Source organism: Bacillus sp. FSL K6-0069, from assembly GCF_038007785.1.
Taxonomy (GTDB): Bacteria; Bacillota; Bacilli; order Bacillales; family Bacillaceae_G; genus Bacillus_A; species Bacillus_A mobilis.
The window spans coordinates 1-16,140 of the sequence record NZ_JBBOXN010000003.1 but is presented as its reverse complement, the minus strand read 5'-3'; the positions used below and the strand labels follow the sequence as shown (position 1 = coordinate 16,140).

16 protein-coding genes and 2 pseudogenes are annotated in these 16,140 nt (G+C 34.0%); 7 read left to right on the top strand and 11 right to left on the bottom strand.

The genetic code is table 11. The annotated features are described in order from the left end of the window. Nucleotides 1-18 precede the first annotated feature (18 nt). The 4 genes from MHB74_RS28735 to MHB74_RS28720 all read left to right on the top strand — a co-directional run bounded on the left by MHB74_RS28735 (nt 19) and on the right by MHB74_RS28720 (nt 2,811). On the top strand, nt 19-1,179 hold the full coding sequence (locus MHB74_RS28735) for a ParM/StbA family protein (RefSeq protein ID WP_000996173.1): 1,161 nt from the start codon (nt 19-21) through the stop codon (nt 1,177-1,179). Continuing rightward, nucleotides 1,179-1,562: a hypothetical protein gene (locus MHB74_RS28730; RefSeq protein WP_000101420.1), complete on the top strand. Its 384-nt coding sequence runs from the start codon at nt 1,179-1,181 to the stop codon at nt 1,560-1,562. The genes MHB74_RS28735 and MHB74_RS28730 overlap by 1 nt, the downstream gene beginning before the upstream one ends. Nucleotides 1,563-1,673: 111 nt before the next feature. Continuing rightward, nucleotides 1,674-2,231, top strand: a complete 558-nt coding sequence (locus tag MHB74_RS28725) for a MerR family transcriptional regulator (protein WP_061678391.1) — start codon at nt 1,674-1,676, stop codon at nt 2,229-2,231. A 358-nt stretch (nt 2,232-2,589) separates the two neighbouring features. Further along, nucleotides 2,590-2,811 carry a helix-turn-helix domain-containing protein gene (locus MHB74_RS28720; RefSeq protein ID WP_061678390.1) on the top strand — a complete coding sequence of 74 codons (222 nt, stop codon included), beginning with the start codon at nt 2,590-2,592 and terminating at the stop codon, nt 2,809-2,811. Between the two features lie 34 nt (nt 2,812-2,845). Here the strand turns inward: MHB74_RS28720 and MHB74_RS28715 are convergent, their stop codons facing one another. From MHB74_RS28715 to MHB74_RS28695, 5 genes are all read right to left on the bottom strand, one after another. After that, on the bottom strand, nt 2,846-3,064 hold the full coding sequence (locus MHB74_RS28715; RefSeq protein ID WP_061678389.1) for a hypothetical protein: 219 nt from the start codon (nt 3,062-3,064) through the stop codon (nt 2,846-2,848). Nucleotides 3,065-3,089: 25 nt separating this feature from the next. Continuing rightward, entirely contained in the window at nt 3,090-5,648 is a 2,559-nt protein-coding gene (locus MHB74_RS28710; RefSeq protein ID WP_061678388.1) for a hypothetical protein, read from the bottom strand. A 1-nt stretch (nt 5,649) separates the two neighbouring features. Beyond that, a complete protein-coding gene (locus MHB74_RS28705; RefSeq protein ID WP_000668764.1) occupies nt 5,650-6,003 on the bottom strand; it encodes a hypothetical protein in 354 nt (117 codons plus the stop codon). A gap of 14 nt (nt 6,004-6,017) precedes the next feature. Further along, nucleotides 6,018-6,380, bottom strand: coding sequence for a hypothetical protein (locus tag MHB74_RS28700; protein WP_000167718.1), 363 nt, complete (start codon nt 6,378-6,380; stop codon nt 6,018-6,020). A 117-nt stretch (nt 6,381-6,497) separates the two neighbouring features. After that, entirely contained in the window at nt 6,498-6,830 is a 333-nt protein-coding gene (locus MHB74_RS28695; RefSeq protein ID WP_061655298.1) for a hypothetical protein, read from the bottom strand. A 392-nt stretch (nt 6,831-7,222) separates the two neighbouring features. On the opposite strand from MHB74_RS28695, the gene MHB74_RS28690 reads away from it, so the two are divergent. From MHB74_RS28690 to MHB74_RS28680, 3 genes are all read left to right on the top strand, one after another. Then, nucleotides 7,223-8,080 carry a hypothetical protein gene (locus tag MHB74_RS28690; protein WP_061678387.1) on the top strand — a complete coding sequence of 286 codons (858 nt, stop codon included), beginning with the start codon at nt 7,223-7,225 and terminating at the stop codon, nt 8,078-8,080. Continuing rightward, nucleotides 8,077-8,265, top strand: coding sequence for an RNA chaperone Hfq (hfq, locus tag MHB74_RS28685; RefSeq protein ID WP_016123539.1), 189 nt, complete (start codon nt 8,077-8,079; stop codon nt 8,263-8,265). The genes MHB74_RS28690 and hfq overlap by 4 nt, the downstream gene beginning before the upstream one ends. A 210-nt stretch (nt 8,266-8,475) precedes the next feature. Further along, the gene (locus MHB74_RS28680; protein WP_061678386.1) at nt 8,476-8,661 is read left to right on the top strand and encodes an aspartyl-phosphate phosphatase Spo0E family protein; all 186 of its coding nucleotides are present in this window, start codon (nt 8,476-8,478) and stop codon (nt 8,659-8,661) included. Nucleotides 8,662-9,031: 370 nt separating this feature from the next. Here MHB74_RS28680 and MHB74_RS28675 read toward each other — a convergent pair whose 3' ends face one another. The 6 genes and pseudogenes from MHB74_RS28675 to MHB74_RS28650 all read right to left on the bottom strand — a co-directional run. Next, complete coding sequence (locus MHB74_RS28675; RefSeq protein WP_061676393.1) at nt 9,032-9,559, bottom strand: hypothetical protein; 528 nt, start codon at nt 9,557-9,559, stop codon at nt 9,032-9,034. A 1,338-nt stretch (nt 9,560-10,897) separates the two neighbouring features. Next, the gene (locus MHB74_RS28670) at nt 10,898-11,254 is read right to left on the bottom strand and encodes a hypothetical protein (protein ID WP_061678385.1); all 357 of its coding nucleotides are present in this window, start codon (nt 11,252-11,254) and stop codon (nt 10,898-10,900) included. Nucleotides 11,255-11,309: 55 nt separating this feature from the next. Beyond that, nucleotides 11,310-11,813, bottom strand: a complete 504-nt coding sequence (locus tag MHB74_RS28665) for a hypothetical protein (RefSeq protein ID WP_061678418.1) — start codon at nt 11,811-11,813, stop codon at nt 11,310-11,312. A 94-nt stretch (nt 11,814-11,907) separates the two neighbouring features. Then, the gene (locus MHB74_RS28660) at nt 11,908-12,051 is read right to left on the bottom strand and encodes a hypothetical protein (protein WP_000690451.1); all 144 of its coding nucleotides are present in this window, start codon (nt 12,049-12,051) and stop codon (nt 11,908-11,910) included. Between the two features lie 145 nt (nt 12,052-12,196). Then, nucleotides 12,197-15,159: pseudogene (locus tag MHB74_RS28655) on the bottom strand (Tn3 family transposase). 309 nt (nt 15,160-15,468) lie between these two features. Beyond that, nucleotides 15,469-16,140 (bottom strand): annotated as a pseudogene (locus MHB74_RS28650) (collagen-like protein); the annotation flags it as partial.

The following is a 16,140-nucleotide window of genomic DNA, read 5'->3' as shown; positions in this document are numbered from 1 at the left end:
TTTAGGAGGTTTTTATATATGGCAATTCTTAAAGCTGGTGCGGATGCGGGAAATAGTGGTTTAAAGTTAAATGTATTAGGTCTTGATCCTTTATTCATACCAAGTATTTATTCACATCACATTGGAGAAGCAACAAACATTTTGAGTGATGAGGATATTTCTGTTGAAGATTTAGAAAACAACATTGATGTTACAATTTCATCACCTACCTTAAAAGCAAACAATCTGCGTTACATTATTGGTCAAAAAGTGATTGATGAAAACATTAAAGGTATTGAAATGGAAAAGAAATCGGATAAATCGAAAGATGATCTTGTGCTACTTGTTACATTAGCTGGTTTAGCAATTACAGCTATGAAAAAACAACCAAATAAAAATAAAATTGATGTTACTTATGATCTTTCTGTTGCATTACCTGTAGCAACAATTACGCCTCAAACAGCACAAGAATTTGTAGAGCGTTATATGAATCATCATACGGTAAAATTCCATCACCCAAGCGGACGTGAAGTAGTAGTTAATATCCAAATTGAATTTTGCAAGTGTTTACCAGAAGGTGCGGCGGGTTCATGGGGAATCGTTTATGATGAAAAAGGTAAAACCATCAAAAGAAAAGTAGAAGCTACAGAAGGCAAAACTACAGAAATAGACTTTGTTGACAAAACAATATTATCTTTCGATATTGGCGCTGGTACGACAGAAGAAGTTGTTTCTCATGGTGTTAGTTTTAAACATAAAATGAGTCGTGGTTTACCATATGGAGTGAAAGAAACTTTACTTGATATTATCAAGGTTTGGAACTTAAACAATAAACAAAAGACAATAGACAGTATTGCTGAATTTAATGCAATTTATCTTGATTCTGAACATCCTCGTCATATTCGTTTAAAAGAGGCATCACGTGGCGCGTTATTGGGTTTAGCAAATCGAATTGCAACTGATATTATTAATAAAATTGATGATATGAAAGATGATCCGTATGTATTCATTTATGGTGGCGGTGCCGCAATCGTAAAAGAAAGCCTACAACAAATTTTAGAGCAAAAAGGACGTTTAACAAATGTTATTTTCTTAAAAGACCCACTTTTCGTAAATGCACGCGGATTACTTGTGTACACATGCTCTCCAAGATTTGAAGAATTAAAAGAAAAAGCGCTTGCTCCTGTCGGTGAAAAATAATGGCTCGTAAAATATACAAAGCTGGTGATAGAGCAAATGTCTATATTAAGAAAGACATTTCACCAGACATGATCGATTTTATTAACAAACAAAGTGATCTTACAATGTTCTTTTTGTATGCGGCGCAACAACTTCATAAACAAATTGGTAATACAGATGTAGCGGAAATTTTACCGCGTAAATACACATTTACATTAGATAACGAAACACAACCTTTACCAATCAAACACGATGAAGGTTCAAAAACTGTTCATACACCTGTTTCGGTTCAAACTCATATCGAAACAAGTCAAGAGATAACGAATCCTGGGGAATCCAATGATAAAGAAGAAAATACATCATGGAATAAACTGAATGATTTAGAAGATGATCCATATGCATAATACAATCAAAAAGAGTTGTTCTTTTATAAAAGAACAACTCTTTTTTTATTAAATACACAAGGATTCTATTAAAAAGTGTATAATATTATCCGAAAAGGAGGTGTATGTGACGTGTCACATGACGCCGTAACAGATATACAAAATGTTTACTGGACCCGCGAGGTTGCTGAATTATTAGGAGTTAAGGAAGGAACTATACGCAAGTATGCCCGTTTATTAGAAGATCGCGGCTATAACTTCCACCGTAACGACCATGACCAACGAGGTTTTTTTGACAAGGACGTTATTATTCTAAGAAAAATACAAGAATTAAGTAAAAGTAAGTCTATGACGCTAGATGATGCCGCAAATGCTATTATATCAATGAATCAGCCTAACAGTTTGGTGCCCATTACGCCCCCCGTCACAGACGAAAACACGCATCACATAACGCGTTATGAAAATGTAATGGAAGCATTACAGACTTTAACACAAGAAAATAGTGAGTTGAAACAAATTTTAGGTGTCATTTCAGAAGAAATGGTTGAACAAAAAAAACTATTACAAAAACAATCCAAACAAATTGAGCAATTGCATGTAGAGCTAAAAGAAAGTAAACAAGCTCTTAATGCTCCAAAAGAAAAACAAGGATTCTGGTCTAAGCTCTTTTCAAAAAATGAAGACGTATGATGAAAATTGTATAATACGTCTTCATTTTGTTTTAACGAAATTAATTACTTTTCTTCAAAACTAAATTTTAATTTACTGTTTGCAATTTAAGTCTTTTTTTATATTTTCTTACATGTAAATGTCAAAGTATTTCTGGAAACCGCCTTGCAAAGATTTGTTGTATGATGCGTAAGTCAAATCTTTGCATTATATGTATACCAGATTACTAGCTAAAAATTAAAAGAATCGTTCGTTTCATTGTTTCATAAAAATTTCGCTTTCTTCCCATATTTAAAAAAATATTAAACTCTAAAGAATAGATTTTAAAAAATCTGTCCAAACTTGTAACCAAATTATACAAGTTTAGGAGAGATGCAAAGTGTTTTTTAAAGATAATAAAACCATGTTAAAAAAATGGCTGGATCGTCACGGAATAGAGCAACAAAAAATTGCGCGTACCGCGGGTATTTCTTTACCAACAATGACAAAGGCTTGTCGTGATAAAACCTATATTCCAACACCCCTTGTAATGAAAAAACTCTTGAAAGCTATTAGAAAAATAGACCCTTACGCACAACCGCATGATTTTTGGAGAATGTAAAAAGCACAAGCGACAATGTCTTGTGCTTCATTTATTATTTAAGTAACCACCAACACTGATTTGTAATTTTGTTTAAGGCGTCTGCTATGCCTTCTAACCGTTCCATTTCTTCTTTTGTATATTCTTGTTCATACATCTCACGATGATCCTCTGTCATTCGTTCTAATGTGAGATACATCCAATATGCAATTTCATGCGGGCCGATCTGATACTTTTGAAATGTCTCATTGAGTTCTTTTGCTAAATCATTCATAACAAACAACTCCTTTTCATTTGAATTATCCGTACTTTTGTTGTAATTCTATCCACGATCGCCCATACATACGAGAATGCCTTTTTGTTAGGAAACTATTATCGTATTTTGCTTTAACCGGTGGAGCCATTTTACAAATGAACGATGGTTGCATTTCTCCCCCAGCTCTTACACTAATAATCGCGTGATGTGCTGGTATTTTATATGCTTGTTCTAGTGAAATTGTATCCTCAAATCGATACTTAGATAATTCAAATGTCTTTGTATGATCGTTCATAAATAGGAATTGCTGTACGCCGCCACCTTGTAAATTCTCTTGTAATGACGGTTTCAATTTGTTCCAATGGTGAAATGCATAGATGCTTCCTAGTCTCTCTTTTCTGCCCTCTGTACCCACTCTACCCATCAATTTAGTTAATCCTTCACTTTCATATTGCTCGGGTTCATTAAAAATGATAAACGCCCCATTTTCTTGCTCTTTTTTAGTCATTAATAGCCTGGTCATGAAGGTTTTTAGTGTGATCCAGTGAACCAGGGTTTTTACTGCATGTTCCCCCAATCCCCTAGCATTTGGAACCCTTAAAATAATAACTTTTCCTTCTTGCATCCATTTACCAAAATCAAGTTCTTTCAATGGGTCTTGTGCAAAGATATCATACAATCTTTCATTCCCAAAAAAGCGGTTTAATCTGGTTATGATGGGATCACACTTATTCCCTAATTGTTCATTATCTCCCCACTGTATCAGCTCATTCGCAAGACGCAAATTCCCTTCATTCACTAATTCTTGAATACGATTTACCCGAAAGTCCTCATCTTCTATAATACGTTTAATATTAAATAGACTTCCTTTACTTGCTTTGGCCGCATCCGTTAAATATTTTTCACTTCGGCTTAATCCTTCAATTTGCATGAAATCAATCATTTCATCCGCAAATCTTGAAGCACCGTTCCGCCCTAGCTTTGTAATTACTTCTGTTAAATCTAGAGGTGGGATATAATCACTGTCGTTTAAATCCAGATCAATAATGTTTTCTGGTGGTAATGCATCACGAATCCCGTCTGCCATACCCCGCCCACCTTCTTCTACAATTGCATCTGGTATGATAAAACTAATCTTATGTTTTGTATTTCCCTCAATAACAAAATTCTTAATTGATGTATCTTTACCAGCCCCCTGTCCTCCTATAAAGACGTAACCTCTATAAAAATTGTCTGGATTATCTATTGGCATATAGATTGGTATTTTGTGATCTTTCAATTCCGAATGTCCCAAAAATATTCCTTTCTCATCCCGCATAATCGCTGGTATCTCAATTTCAACTTTCTTTTTTACACTCAATGCATCTGCATATTTTCGTTGCAACTCTTTTACAGGCATTTGCAAAGCTAATTTGCTCATTTCATCGGTACTCATCAAATTTACATTCGGATCAAACTTTGTCTTGCTTGATAGTTCGAATGTGTTTAATTCCTGTAATATTTCTGTTTGGCGTTTTCTCATTCTTATTTTTACGCCATGTAGTTCATTCGTTTCTGATAAATCCATCATAGAAAGTGCTAAGGTTTCCCCCATTGTCTCCCTGGTTAACCGATCATGGGAATGTGAGGCCACCCGTATACGCGTTTTAAAAACAGGTTGATTTCCTTTGTCATAACTCACACGATTTGTTCCAACTTCATCAGCGGTTGTATGTGCCTTTTTAATGATGTGCTCTTTGCTAAATTTTTTATCTGATTTAAAAAAAGCGTTCGAGAACGCCTGGAATGTATCAGTTAATAAATCATTTATTTCATTAATAACAGCCGCAACACCAATTTTAGCCCCTGTTACAAGTCGTTTGCCGCTCATATTAACCCGTTGGGGTGGTTTACCCTTCTTTAACTTTTCAATGGCCCAGGAAGCGTTTTTCACCCATTTCTGGCGGTTTTCCGCTTCATTACAGATACTCAATCGGCAAATGTCTCCATCATAACTTAGTTCATCAATAACACTTAAAATATTACCAATAGGCGTTTTTGTATCGTTGCTATTTGTATTTAAGGAAAAGATGTCATGTTTCAAATATCGCATTTCTTGTACGATTGTATTTTCATTAGAAATTTGCAAATCTGTTATTTCGGCTTCCTTAATTGTCACACTCATTTTGTTCTCTAGTTTTCTTTTGAGCTTTAATGCTTGGTATTCGCTAGTTGCTACATAAAATTCAATTTTCTTCTGGCCCTTTTTCTGTTTGAAAACAACATCAAACCAGAAATAGTCCTTTTCACGATAATGAAATGTAATCCCTTTTCTTTCTATACGACTTCCCATACTTTCGTACATTTCATACATCTTATAGATCGCCCGCCATAAACGCTTTGTATTATTAGATACATCCGCATGAGGAATAATCCGATATACAACCATTTTGTTTTTTTCTACTTGTAAAAATTGTTTTAAAGAATATATCTCTTTTCTTTTAAACCAGGATTTTTTTATTTTCTTAGGTTCATATACTACTGGCAAATATTCATTTTGTGCCAAAACAGGAAGGTTTGTATTTTCTATATCGCATATAATAAAGCCTTCTCCCTGTATCATTTTAGGCCCCTCCTAATATACATATTGCTAAGATAAGTCCGCCTGCAAAATAGGCAAGCGGCTTCATCATTCCGCCTTTGTTTGTCATTGAACCTATCATGATAAATCCAGCTGTCACCAATGCACCATATCCCATAATATCGGGCAAATTTAGAATAAACCAATGACCTAATTCGCTTACTATATCAACCATAAATTCACCAACTGGCTTGAAAATCCATTCCATTTCCTTCCCTACAATAGCATCACTAAAATTATTTAATTGATCTAAAAAAGAACCCTCTTTTGCCTTTTCTCCAATATACCCAGCTGTATTAGCCGCAATCATTTTTCCACCTTCTAAAATGAATTTCACAAGGACCCCTCCTTTTAAATTCCCTTTAAAAAGTCTCTTATGTCAACCGCATGTCTAGCCAAGATATACCCACAACATGCACCAATTAAAATTTCTATTGCCTTTGTACGGTGACCCAATGCCCAGGCCGCGCCCGAAAAGATAATAACTAAAACTACGCCCGCATCAAACCCGTTCATAATGGCACTATGAACATTGCCAAACGTCCCGTTAACTCCCGCGGCAAATGTTACTTTTGGAAGTATTAATATTAATGAACTCCCTGTAGCGGTAAAAACCTTTTTAAGTACGTTCTTACTATTTGTTTCTTTATGTGCTTTCTTTTTATAACTTTGGTCCATAAAAGAGCGAAAAGAAATCGTTTCTGTCTTAGTCATGATGCAACACCCCTCGTATAATTTTAAAAGAACTACACATACTACTTATAAATGAAAAGTAGGAGGTCTAACGATATGCATGTTGCAATTGCTGTCGCTGTAGGCGCGATTATTGGATCACTTGTTAATGTTTTTGTTGGGTAAAAATACAGGCAGTGAGCTTTTTGAAGGCTCCTGTCTTTTTGTTTGCGCCTTAATTTGTTCAATACGTGCCGCGGCACTTAATTTCTTCTTTCCTGTTACACTCTGTTCGTCTTGTCGAATTGGTGAAGGTACTTGTTTTCTATCCTCTTCGCATGTTATTTTTTTATGTTTATCGGGTATATCGTTCCAGATTAATTTCTTTACATAACCCGAAAAATTTTTACGCTTTACATGCTGTAACATGATCCGATCCTTTTCATTCTTCTTATTAAATGCTACAGGTTTACTAAACTTTGATCTTTCCATTCTGTTCACCCTCCCCGATGTGACCGATAATATCGGTATTACTAAAACGTATTCCTTTCTGTTTGTACGTTATTCACCTTTTTATACAAAAAAATTCTCTACTTTTTTATTTAATCGATATGAGCGGTAATATCACTTTTCCCATAAAACAATGACCCTTTTAGGCCACATTTTTAATCATTAGCTATCAGCGTGCTTTACGCTATTAGCTATATGCCGACATTATGAAACTTGTGCAAGTACAACACGAAAAAGAAGCGTCTTCTCAAAAATTCCGAAATATAAGAATTTTAAAATCGTATCAAAGTATAAAATGTTATAATTATACTGTTCCTTTTGCATCCATAAGAAGGATTTTAAAACCGTAAGACACTTAGAGAGGGGAAACAACTATGTCACTTTTACAGCAACATTTTGAAGAAAGAAGAGAATACATTTTCAATCGTCTCAAACAACCAGAATACATGGAAAGAAGCATAGAAAAAGTTCGCCAAGCTCAAAAAGAGATCAAAAATACAGTGCGAACGATTAAAGATTTGTTACTCTTAGACAAAACCACTGATCCTTGTTTACCAGAGGTCGCTCAATTTTCTCTTCAACACATTACAAATTCAGAGTCGTTTGAGAATGTCAAAAACCTTGTTCCATCCTCTATAAAAAAGTTAAGTGAAGAAGAACGCGCAAAAGTGTTAGATGAAACATTAAGCGTAGCAAACCAAATCATGAATCTAGAACGTACTGTTTTTATTATGATGTTTAATGCAAAAGAAAAAATCCTTATGGATTCTTATAAGAAAAAGCGTAGGTCACAAACAGAACTTCATTATGATGTTGCTGACAAAGAAGGATTTGACAAAGCGTTTTATGAAGAGCGTATTGATTCATTACGAAATGACATTCGTGTAATATCTTTCAAAAAGCTATGTGAGAATGAATCCGCACCAGAGGACTTAGAACTATTCAAACAACGTTATGAAACAATTATTTTACCAAAGGTACAAGAAATTGTTTCTCTAATTGAACCAAGTTTAATAGATATAGACGTATTTTTAAATCCAGTAATCGAGTATGGTGTAGGGGAAATCACTTTAGATGAAATGATTGAAAAACTAAACAAAAACCTTTCTTTATTTCACGAATTATCAAAGATTGAATATTGCCCAACTGTTGAATTAACAGTAAAAGAATATGTATTCTTAGAAGCTATGAACCGTTCAAAAAAAGGAGAGGAGTTGCAACCATCAAAATGATGTATACACAAGAGAAGTTTTATGAAAAATTAATAGAAGAAAAAAAAGAAGTAACGATTTTTCTAATAAATGGTGTCAGAGTACCTGGCAAAATTATCGCTGTTGATAAATTTTCGGTATTAGTTTTAAGCAATGGAAAGCAACAGTTCCTTTATAAACAAGCAATTTCGACTGTTTCTTTATAAAATAAAAAACCTTTAAAAATATTACAATAATAACTTTTTTATCCTTTTATGGGATATCCACTTCAAAAATTACCATACATAATGTACTCTTAGATATAAGAGTTAGTTTTTTTCCTTTAGGGCAAGGCTGGTTTCAGCCTTGTTTTTGTTTGCAATTTTTTGGGTACAATTTTTTCGAGATTCTATGTATAAAGGAGTTTACAAGAAAAAGTGGAAATGAGATTACTACATGACATGATCGAAGATCAAAAAAAAGAATTGAGCAATCTTGTAAAAAAATATGGATTTAGCCATCAAAAAGTAATTGATTTTAGTCAAAAATTAGACCTTTTAATCTATGAAGCAATGGGGAAATATCGATTAGATCAAAAAATTAGGATAAAAAAGAATCCTTAATTCAATAAGGATTCATAACAGGAAGATAAGAGACAGATATAGAAATAAAAAGAATTAATTATATTATAATTCAAAAATATGAAAAGCCATATTGAGAAAAAACGTTAGATGGGTTTCTTTGCCCATCCCCTCGAAAAGGGGGAATAGCAAAAAAAAGTATCAAAAAATACTTTAAAATAAAGGTTTTTACTTCTTTTAAAAATGAATATGTCAAAACATATACAGTTTAATTGACATGTTTCAAATAAATATAAGTTGTATTTTTGAAATAAATTTAGCTAATTCCCCCTTTTCGGGGATTTGGGAAAAAACAACCTATCTTCATACTTTCCCCTACTGATCTTAATTGATTGGTAGGGGAATTTCTTGTTTATGCAAAGAATTTACTATACCCATGTTCATTTGCCCAATGTTTAAAATTATCTTTCCAAATTAACTTAGCACAATCCTCCGAACAACCTCTATCAAAATTATCAGCTTTAAAATTACGGTCATATGCTGAATAGTAACCTTCATCAGTCTTGCTAGATACTTTCTCACCACACCAATTACACTTAAAAGACCAATTTCTTTTATCACTATTAAACTTCTTATATGTATACCTAGCCTTAGGAATCAAATATTTACCCGTTTCATCTTCTTCTAACGAAATAGATACACACCTCATATAATCTAATAACTGCATATGTTTATTGTAGTCATCTATATTAGGCATATCTTCACGCATATAAAACTCTTTAATTTCCTCAAACAATGCTTTTACATCTTCTTTTGAATAAACAGTGCCTCTTTCATCAGCTAAACAAGAATATTCTCTAGATTCCCCATTATCTTCTTGTACTTCTACTGGAATAACACGATAAAACTTAGGAAATACCCTTCTTATATCAATAGCCATTTATTTCATCCCCCTTAGTTTTAATAAATTTCCCCTTTTATAATGATAGCATTACATACAAAAAGGGAACATGGATTATCTCCACATTCCCTTTTTCAAATTTCTATATGTTCAAAGATCGTTTAATCAACTCAATGATGACAGCAGAGATAACAACATCAAAATTAACATGAAAATAGAATTCTGTTGTATTTGAATCTTTATCTCTCTTAAAGAAAAACTTAAACATGTATCAGCACCCCATTTTTAATTATTTTTAATTTTAAAATGGTTGATGGTTGCTGACTGAATGACACCGCATTAAATTTCTAAAAGAATAACGAACCTCTTCATCCCATTATAGGGCAAGACATTACATAGGAATTACTCACGTACCTATATTATCTCAAATTTTGCATAATCAAACAAGTGTTTCCATGTTATTTTTTTCTAGAATCTTATTTTGATTCCTGATCTTTATTCTCTTACTCTATATTTCCCCTCATCACTTAACCAGCTTAACTATCATTTGTTTTTCTTTATAACCTGATTCTGTGATATACTCATGATAAGTAAGGGAATCACTCCCCTTCTATGTACTTATTTTAATTTATCTATTCACTTTTGGCGTTTAACTCTATGGAGTTAAGCGTCCTTTTTCGTTTTTCCCCTATATGGGTTTCTTTGCCCATCCCCTTGAAAAGGGGGAATAGCAAAAAATACTTTAAAATAAAGATTTTTACTTCTTTTAAAAATGAATATGTCAAAACATATACAGTTTAATTGACATGTTTCAAATAAATATAAGTTGTATTTTTAAAATAAATTTAGCTAATGCCCCCTTTCGGAGATTTGGGCAAAAACAACCTAGATTGAATTTTCTGATTAATTGTTTTGAAATAAAAACGAGTTGTAGTAACAAGCTGTCATTAAACCCCTTACACGAAAAAGGTTGGCAAATATCCAATCTTTTTTTATGTAAATAGGCTCTCTTGCTTTTTGCATGAGAGCCTATCTACATTCGGGAACTACCTCTCATTATTATAAAGAAATAATCCATATAAAACCAATAGGTTTTTTAATATTAAAACGCTACATTTTTTATATTCTATGTTAAAATTAGTGATTGAGGGTACAATTTTTCAAGAGAAAAAGGCAAACAATATAAATACTTTCTGAAAGTGTTCAATTCAAGTTCAACAAAAAGCATTTGTTATTCTATAGCAAATGCTTTTTGACAAATTATATTGTTTTTTATAACATAAAAAAGAATTGAGTGGTCCAGACTCAATTCTTCGGGTGAAGTCATTTGCCAACGAATACCTGGTGAAAGAATCCTTCTTTAATGATTGGATTCTTTTACTTTGTTTTGAGCATAAAATGTAATACTGTATAAGCCATTTTTCTTGTTGAACATCCTCGTTTGAGTGCCAATTGTTGTAAGAGTTTTTGCTGAAATGGTGATAATTCAATTTCTACAAAGTGCTGAAAAGCATAAGATTGCCTTACAGGTATATCCTCCATATAGATATAGTCTAAACCTTCTGTTACTAACTCCGATGCAATTTGATCTAAATTTTCGTTATACAATGCGAACTCTTCCAATCTTTCATGCAAATGTGGTTCTAATGAAATTAATAACTTCTTATTATTTTTTCGGAATTTCTGTTTTTGGCCTTTCCAGTAATTTTGCTCTTGCATAACTGCATGTAACATTTTGATTCCCCCTATTTATAATTTTAATTTGTATTTCTTCCTTAAAATCAAATCCCTACTTATTATTTCTTACGGTATCAATTGCGGCTAAACAAGCGGCTATCCCAAGACGCTTTTCACTATATATTTTCTTGTTCACTGTTAGGTACCAGCACCCTTTTTCTTTTACACTCAATAGATCGTCATATTGCCTCCCTAATTTTTCTAGAATAAAAGTGGATTCCTCAACAGGATTGAAATATTCAATTGGCATTCTAATAAATGGTGTACAATTCTTCCCCCAATATGTACCGCATTTTTCTAGCCCCAAAAACTCTTTTGCAATGACATGATCTAGCCTTTCTGTTGCAACAGATAAATCATGATAAGGTATCCACCAATTAGAATCACTCATAGCCACAAATTCTTTTGCAATACTGTTGTATAAGATTTGGCAGATACTAATACCTTCAAAGTCATCTTGTGTGACAACAAAATCAGACTGTCTTAATTTGTGCCCGTTTTTATCCGTTGTACCAATTTCAAATTCTTCACTTTTCAATAATTGAACTGTTTTCATCACATGAAATTCCCCCTTTATTTCCTAAATGAACATGCTAAAATATTTTTGAAGGCATCTTATTTCTTGTGCCCTTCACCAATACGATCACTCATCACACTTCCCCTTTCTGTTGCTTTATGGCAATGGAAAGGGATTGTTTTGTAAAGCGGCTTTTACTTTCTTGCATAGCGTTTTGAAGCAATTTCAACTTTGTTTCTTTGCAAAGAACTCTCCATACAGATACACCGATTTTCATTTTTCATTTCTCCTTTTCTTTATTTATTCAATGCCTCTCAAAGCTCTACTTAGCTTTTATATGCCCTAAAAGGGGTACAGCCAGCATTTCGGAAAAAAACCACGCTAAGCAAATTTATATGAAAAAAGAGCCGTATTTTACTCCGTTAAGAGTAAATCGGCTCTTTTATATTCAAAGGGCGTAAGGATTGTAAACTTGTTGCATGTAATCCCTCAAACTTATATTCACCTAAGAAATTGATGTGTTCCCAACCTAAAGGCCATATATACGGCATTAAATCCTCTCGAAATTCGCCTGTATCTTTTAATTCTTCTACGGCTTTTTCCATATAGACCGTATTCCATACACTTATCGCATTAATAATAATATTAAGTGCACTGGCCCGTTGCAATTGATCTTGGAGGGCTCTTTCTCTAAACTCTCCGCTCTTTCCGAAAAATATAGCTCTGGCTAAGGCATTTGTGGCTTCGCCTTTATTTAAGCCTTTTTGTATTTTTCTCCTCACTGATTTACTCGAAATATAATCTAAGGTAAAGATCGTTTTTTCTATTCGACCCATTTCACCAAGGGCGGTCGCTAATTTATTTTGTCTTGCATAAGATCCAAGTTTCCCCATTATAAGTGAGCTAGATACTTTACCTGTTCTTACGGAGTATGCTAACCGTAAAACATCATTGTAATTTTCTTGAATAACCTTTAAATTAATTTTCCCTTTTAATAGTGACTGAACATTTGGATATTCTTGCACACCGTTAATAGTAAAAAGTTTTGTATCCATTAAGTCACGAATACGTGGTGCAAAGCGGAAGCCTAGAAGATGTGTTAATCCGAAAACTTGATCTGTATATCCGGCGGTATCTGTATAATGTTCTTCAATCATGAGGTCTGTTTCATGATGAAGTAAACCGTCAAGGACGTATAGTGCATCTCGGGCATTTGTATTAATTACTATTAAATAGAAGGAAGCAAATTGATCACTTATAAACCTATAGATAGTTGCTCCTCTTCCTGTTCCATAATGCGGGTTTGAATCAGCATGTAAAGAGCGAACGCCAATAGGTACCCGCATTCCATCTGAAGACGATGTATTACCGTCTCCCCAATATGTTGCTAATTGTCGCCTGTGTTGAAAGTTAACTAGAACAGACTGAGCTCGAACCATAGCATCATCATACATTCTCCATTGCGCAGTGTTTGCCATTTGTCTATAAGAGATTCCAGGAGTAGCCTCTGCCATCTTTGTAAGACCAATATTTGTTCCCATTGCCATCAGAGTTGCTAATACTATATTCTTCTCTTCTTGATCAGGAGATTTGTTCGTTGAAGCATGAATAAATTGCTCATGAAATCCAGTCCAGCTAGCTACTTCTAATAGTAAATCTGTGAGTTTTATTCTTGGTAACATATTATGTAGGCGCATACTAAATGCTTTTGCTTCTTCTGGAGTCCCTTTATCTAACCTCTCCACATATAGCTTTCCTTGGCTGATATCAACACCTTCTAATTTTTCACTATTTTTTGATAACCAGTCCAAACGTTGGTTTAGAGAAGTAATCCTTTCTGTTAAGTACTCCTCGACCGTTAAAGGAACTGCCAAGTAATTTTCTGCATTTATTATGTTTCTCCAATCCTCTTCAGATATTAAGTAATCATCAAAAGCCTTATGCTGTCTACTGCCTGAAACAAATATATCTCCTGATCTTATATAATTTCGCAACTCTGTTAATGCTGCAAGTTCGTAATAATGTCGGTTAACATTACCTTCGTCATCATATACATGTTTTTGCCAACGATTTGATACAAAATTCAAAGGTGCACTCATCGGTACTTTTCGCTTTCCGTTTATGTTTAAATCATGTATAGTATGAAGCGCTTGAAGTACTGGATCTGCCGATTTAGTTGATCCAAACTGGAAGACCTTAATAGAGTAGGCGCATACCGCCTAATATAGGAATATCTAGTCTCCAATAAATCTAAATAATCATAACTTACAGGTCTTGATAGCTGTTTGGCTTCCTCAACCGATTCCACCATTTTATCCCACGGCATAACGTCATCTAGAGCTGTAAAAGCATCTTTTCCTACTTCTTTTGCTTCAATAAGTGCTCCACATATCTTGATAAATTGTATAAGTTTTTCATTCAGTTTTTTACCATTTACTTTTTGCATCTCATCTTGTGCTTTTTTTCCTTTTAATTGAAGATTCATCATAATACGATCGTGTATTTCAATTGCATAATCAATTAAATCTTGTGTGATTTCTAACATAAAAGCAACTAAAATACTATATCTTCTTACTTCGTCAAACCTTCTAAAGGCATATGGTTCATATTTTGATCCTAATCTTGCAAGTTGCCGAAGGCGATTAGAATTAATCTTGCTCGTATCAACTACAAGCCCTATATCTTTTACATATTCAAACCGCTCCACAACCTTGAGAAAAGACTCTGGCGATGGTTGAGAAGGAAGCTGTTTCAACCAAGCTAATGGCGAAATTCCATTGTTTGTGGGGAGAAGCAAAGCATCTATTCTTTTCTTTTGTTCAGATGTTAAGTCATCATACAAAATACTGTATATCTTTTGATCTGCTTGCTGTTTGGCTTCCCAAACTATATTTTCAATTACATACATGGCAGGAAGAATAACTTTTGATTTCCGTAACATGGACAGTGCTATTTCAATTAAATGAAGTGAATTGCTGTTTTCCATAGCTTGTTGTGTGAGATGTTTCAACAGATTTTCTTCATGGCTAGAAGAAAAATTAGTGAAATTATACTCCTCACGAATTTCACTAAGATGCTCCCATAATGTGTTATTACGATTGGCATATTTAGAAAACTCTTCTGCAGGAATCTGTAGCTGTCTTGCGATATGCTTGATTACTGACATAGGAATATCGTTATACTCAGTTAAAGCCCATCCAGGATAACGAATTAATGCCAGTTGAAGAGCGAAACCTAAACGATTATATCCTCTACGATGCTTGAAGATTAAATGTAAGTCATGTTTAGAAAAGGTATGAAATGTTACCAAATCCCATTCTGTTAAACGTGATAAATCCATTAATTCATTTCGTTGTGCCTCCGACAGTAATTGTTTAACTCCCATTCTTTCTTTTTTCCTCTCTTTAAGAATTTATTTTTATTTTTTAGTTTAAATTGTTTAAAGTTATGGAGCGCAATGTTGTATATACGGTTAATAAAGATCTCTGCAGATGCTATAAGGGGACATGAGAATAGCCTTTATTATACAAATTATAGCATTTAACTAAGTATAATTTGATTAGTATATATCAAATGTAAAATCCCAGTCTTAATCCATAAAAAAAGAGCCCTATATCCCTTGGGCTCTACCATAAATTCGTATACAATATTAGTCCTTCAAAACTAGTATTGTATGTATATAGTATTAATTTTTTTAAACTGCAGTAGATATAAATACAGAGTATACAGCACTTTGAGTAATTCCTGGAGTTATAAAAAGTGAGATAGCATCTGTCCTTGCAACTGGATTACCAGGTATTGTACTAGTCCATGTAACTGTTGCAGGGGCTACCACTGGATTAGGATTAAATACCTTTACAGGTTGTGCTCCAATATCAGTTGGTTTAATCGAAAACACTATAGTTCCAGTAATATTGGCTGTAAGTGTAAGCGTAATTGTAGAGACTATTTGACCAGCACCCGGTGAAGCTAGATTAGTAGGTACATTATCACATACTCGCAACAAATATACACCTGTACCTAAGTTATTTACATTTATAGAAGCAGAAAACGCAACAACACTACCAGCTCCTGCTGTTACATAAGGGAGCGTTTGTGAATCTGCACCAGGTGATCCTGCTATGCGCTGAAATCCCGCATTAGTACCACCAAAAAGGATAGCCTTTGTAGAAGTTGTTGCTGTAGCGCCAGTAGCTCCGGTAGGTCCTGTAGCTCCGGTAGGTCCTGTAGCTCCGGTAGGTCCTGTAGCTCCGGTAGGTCCTGTAACTCCCGTAGGACCAGTAGCTCCCGTAGGTCCTGTAACTCCCGTAGGACCTGTAACTCCGGTAGGTCCTGTAGAACCAGTTGTTCCGGTAGCTCCAGTAGG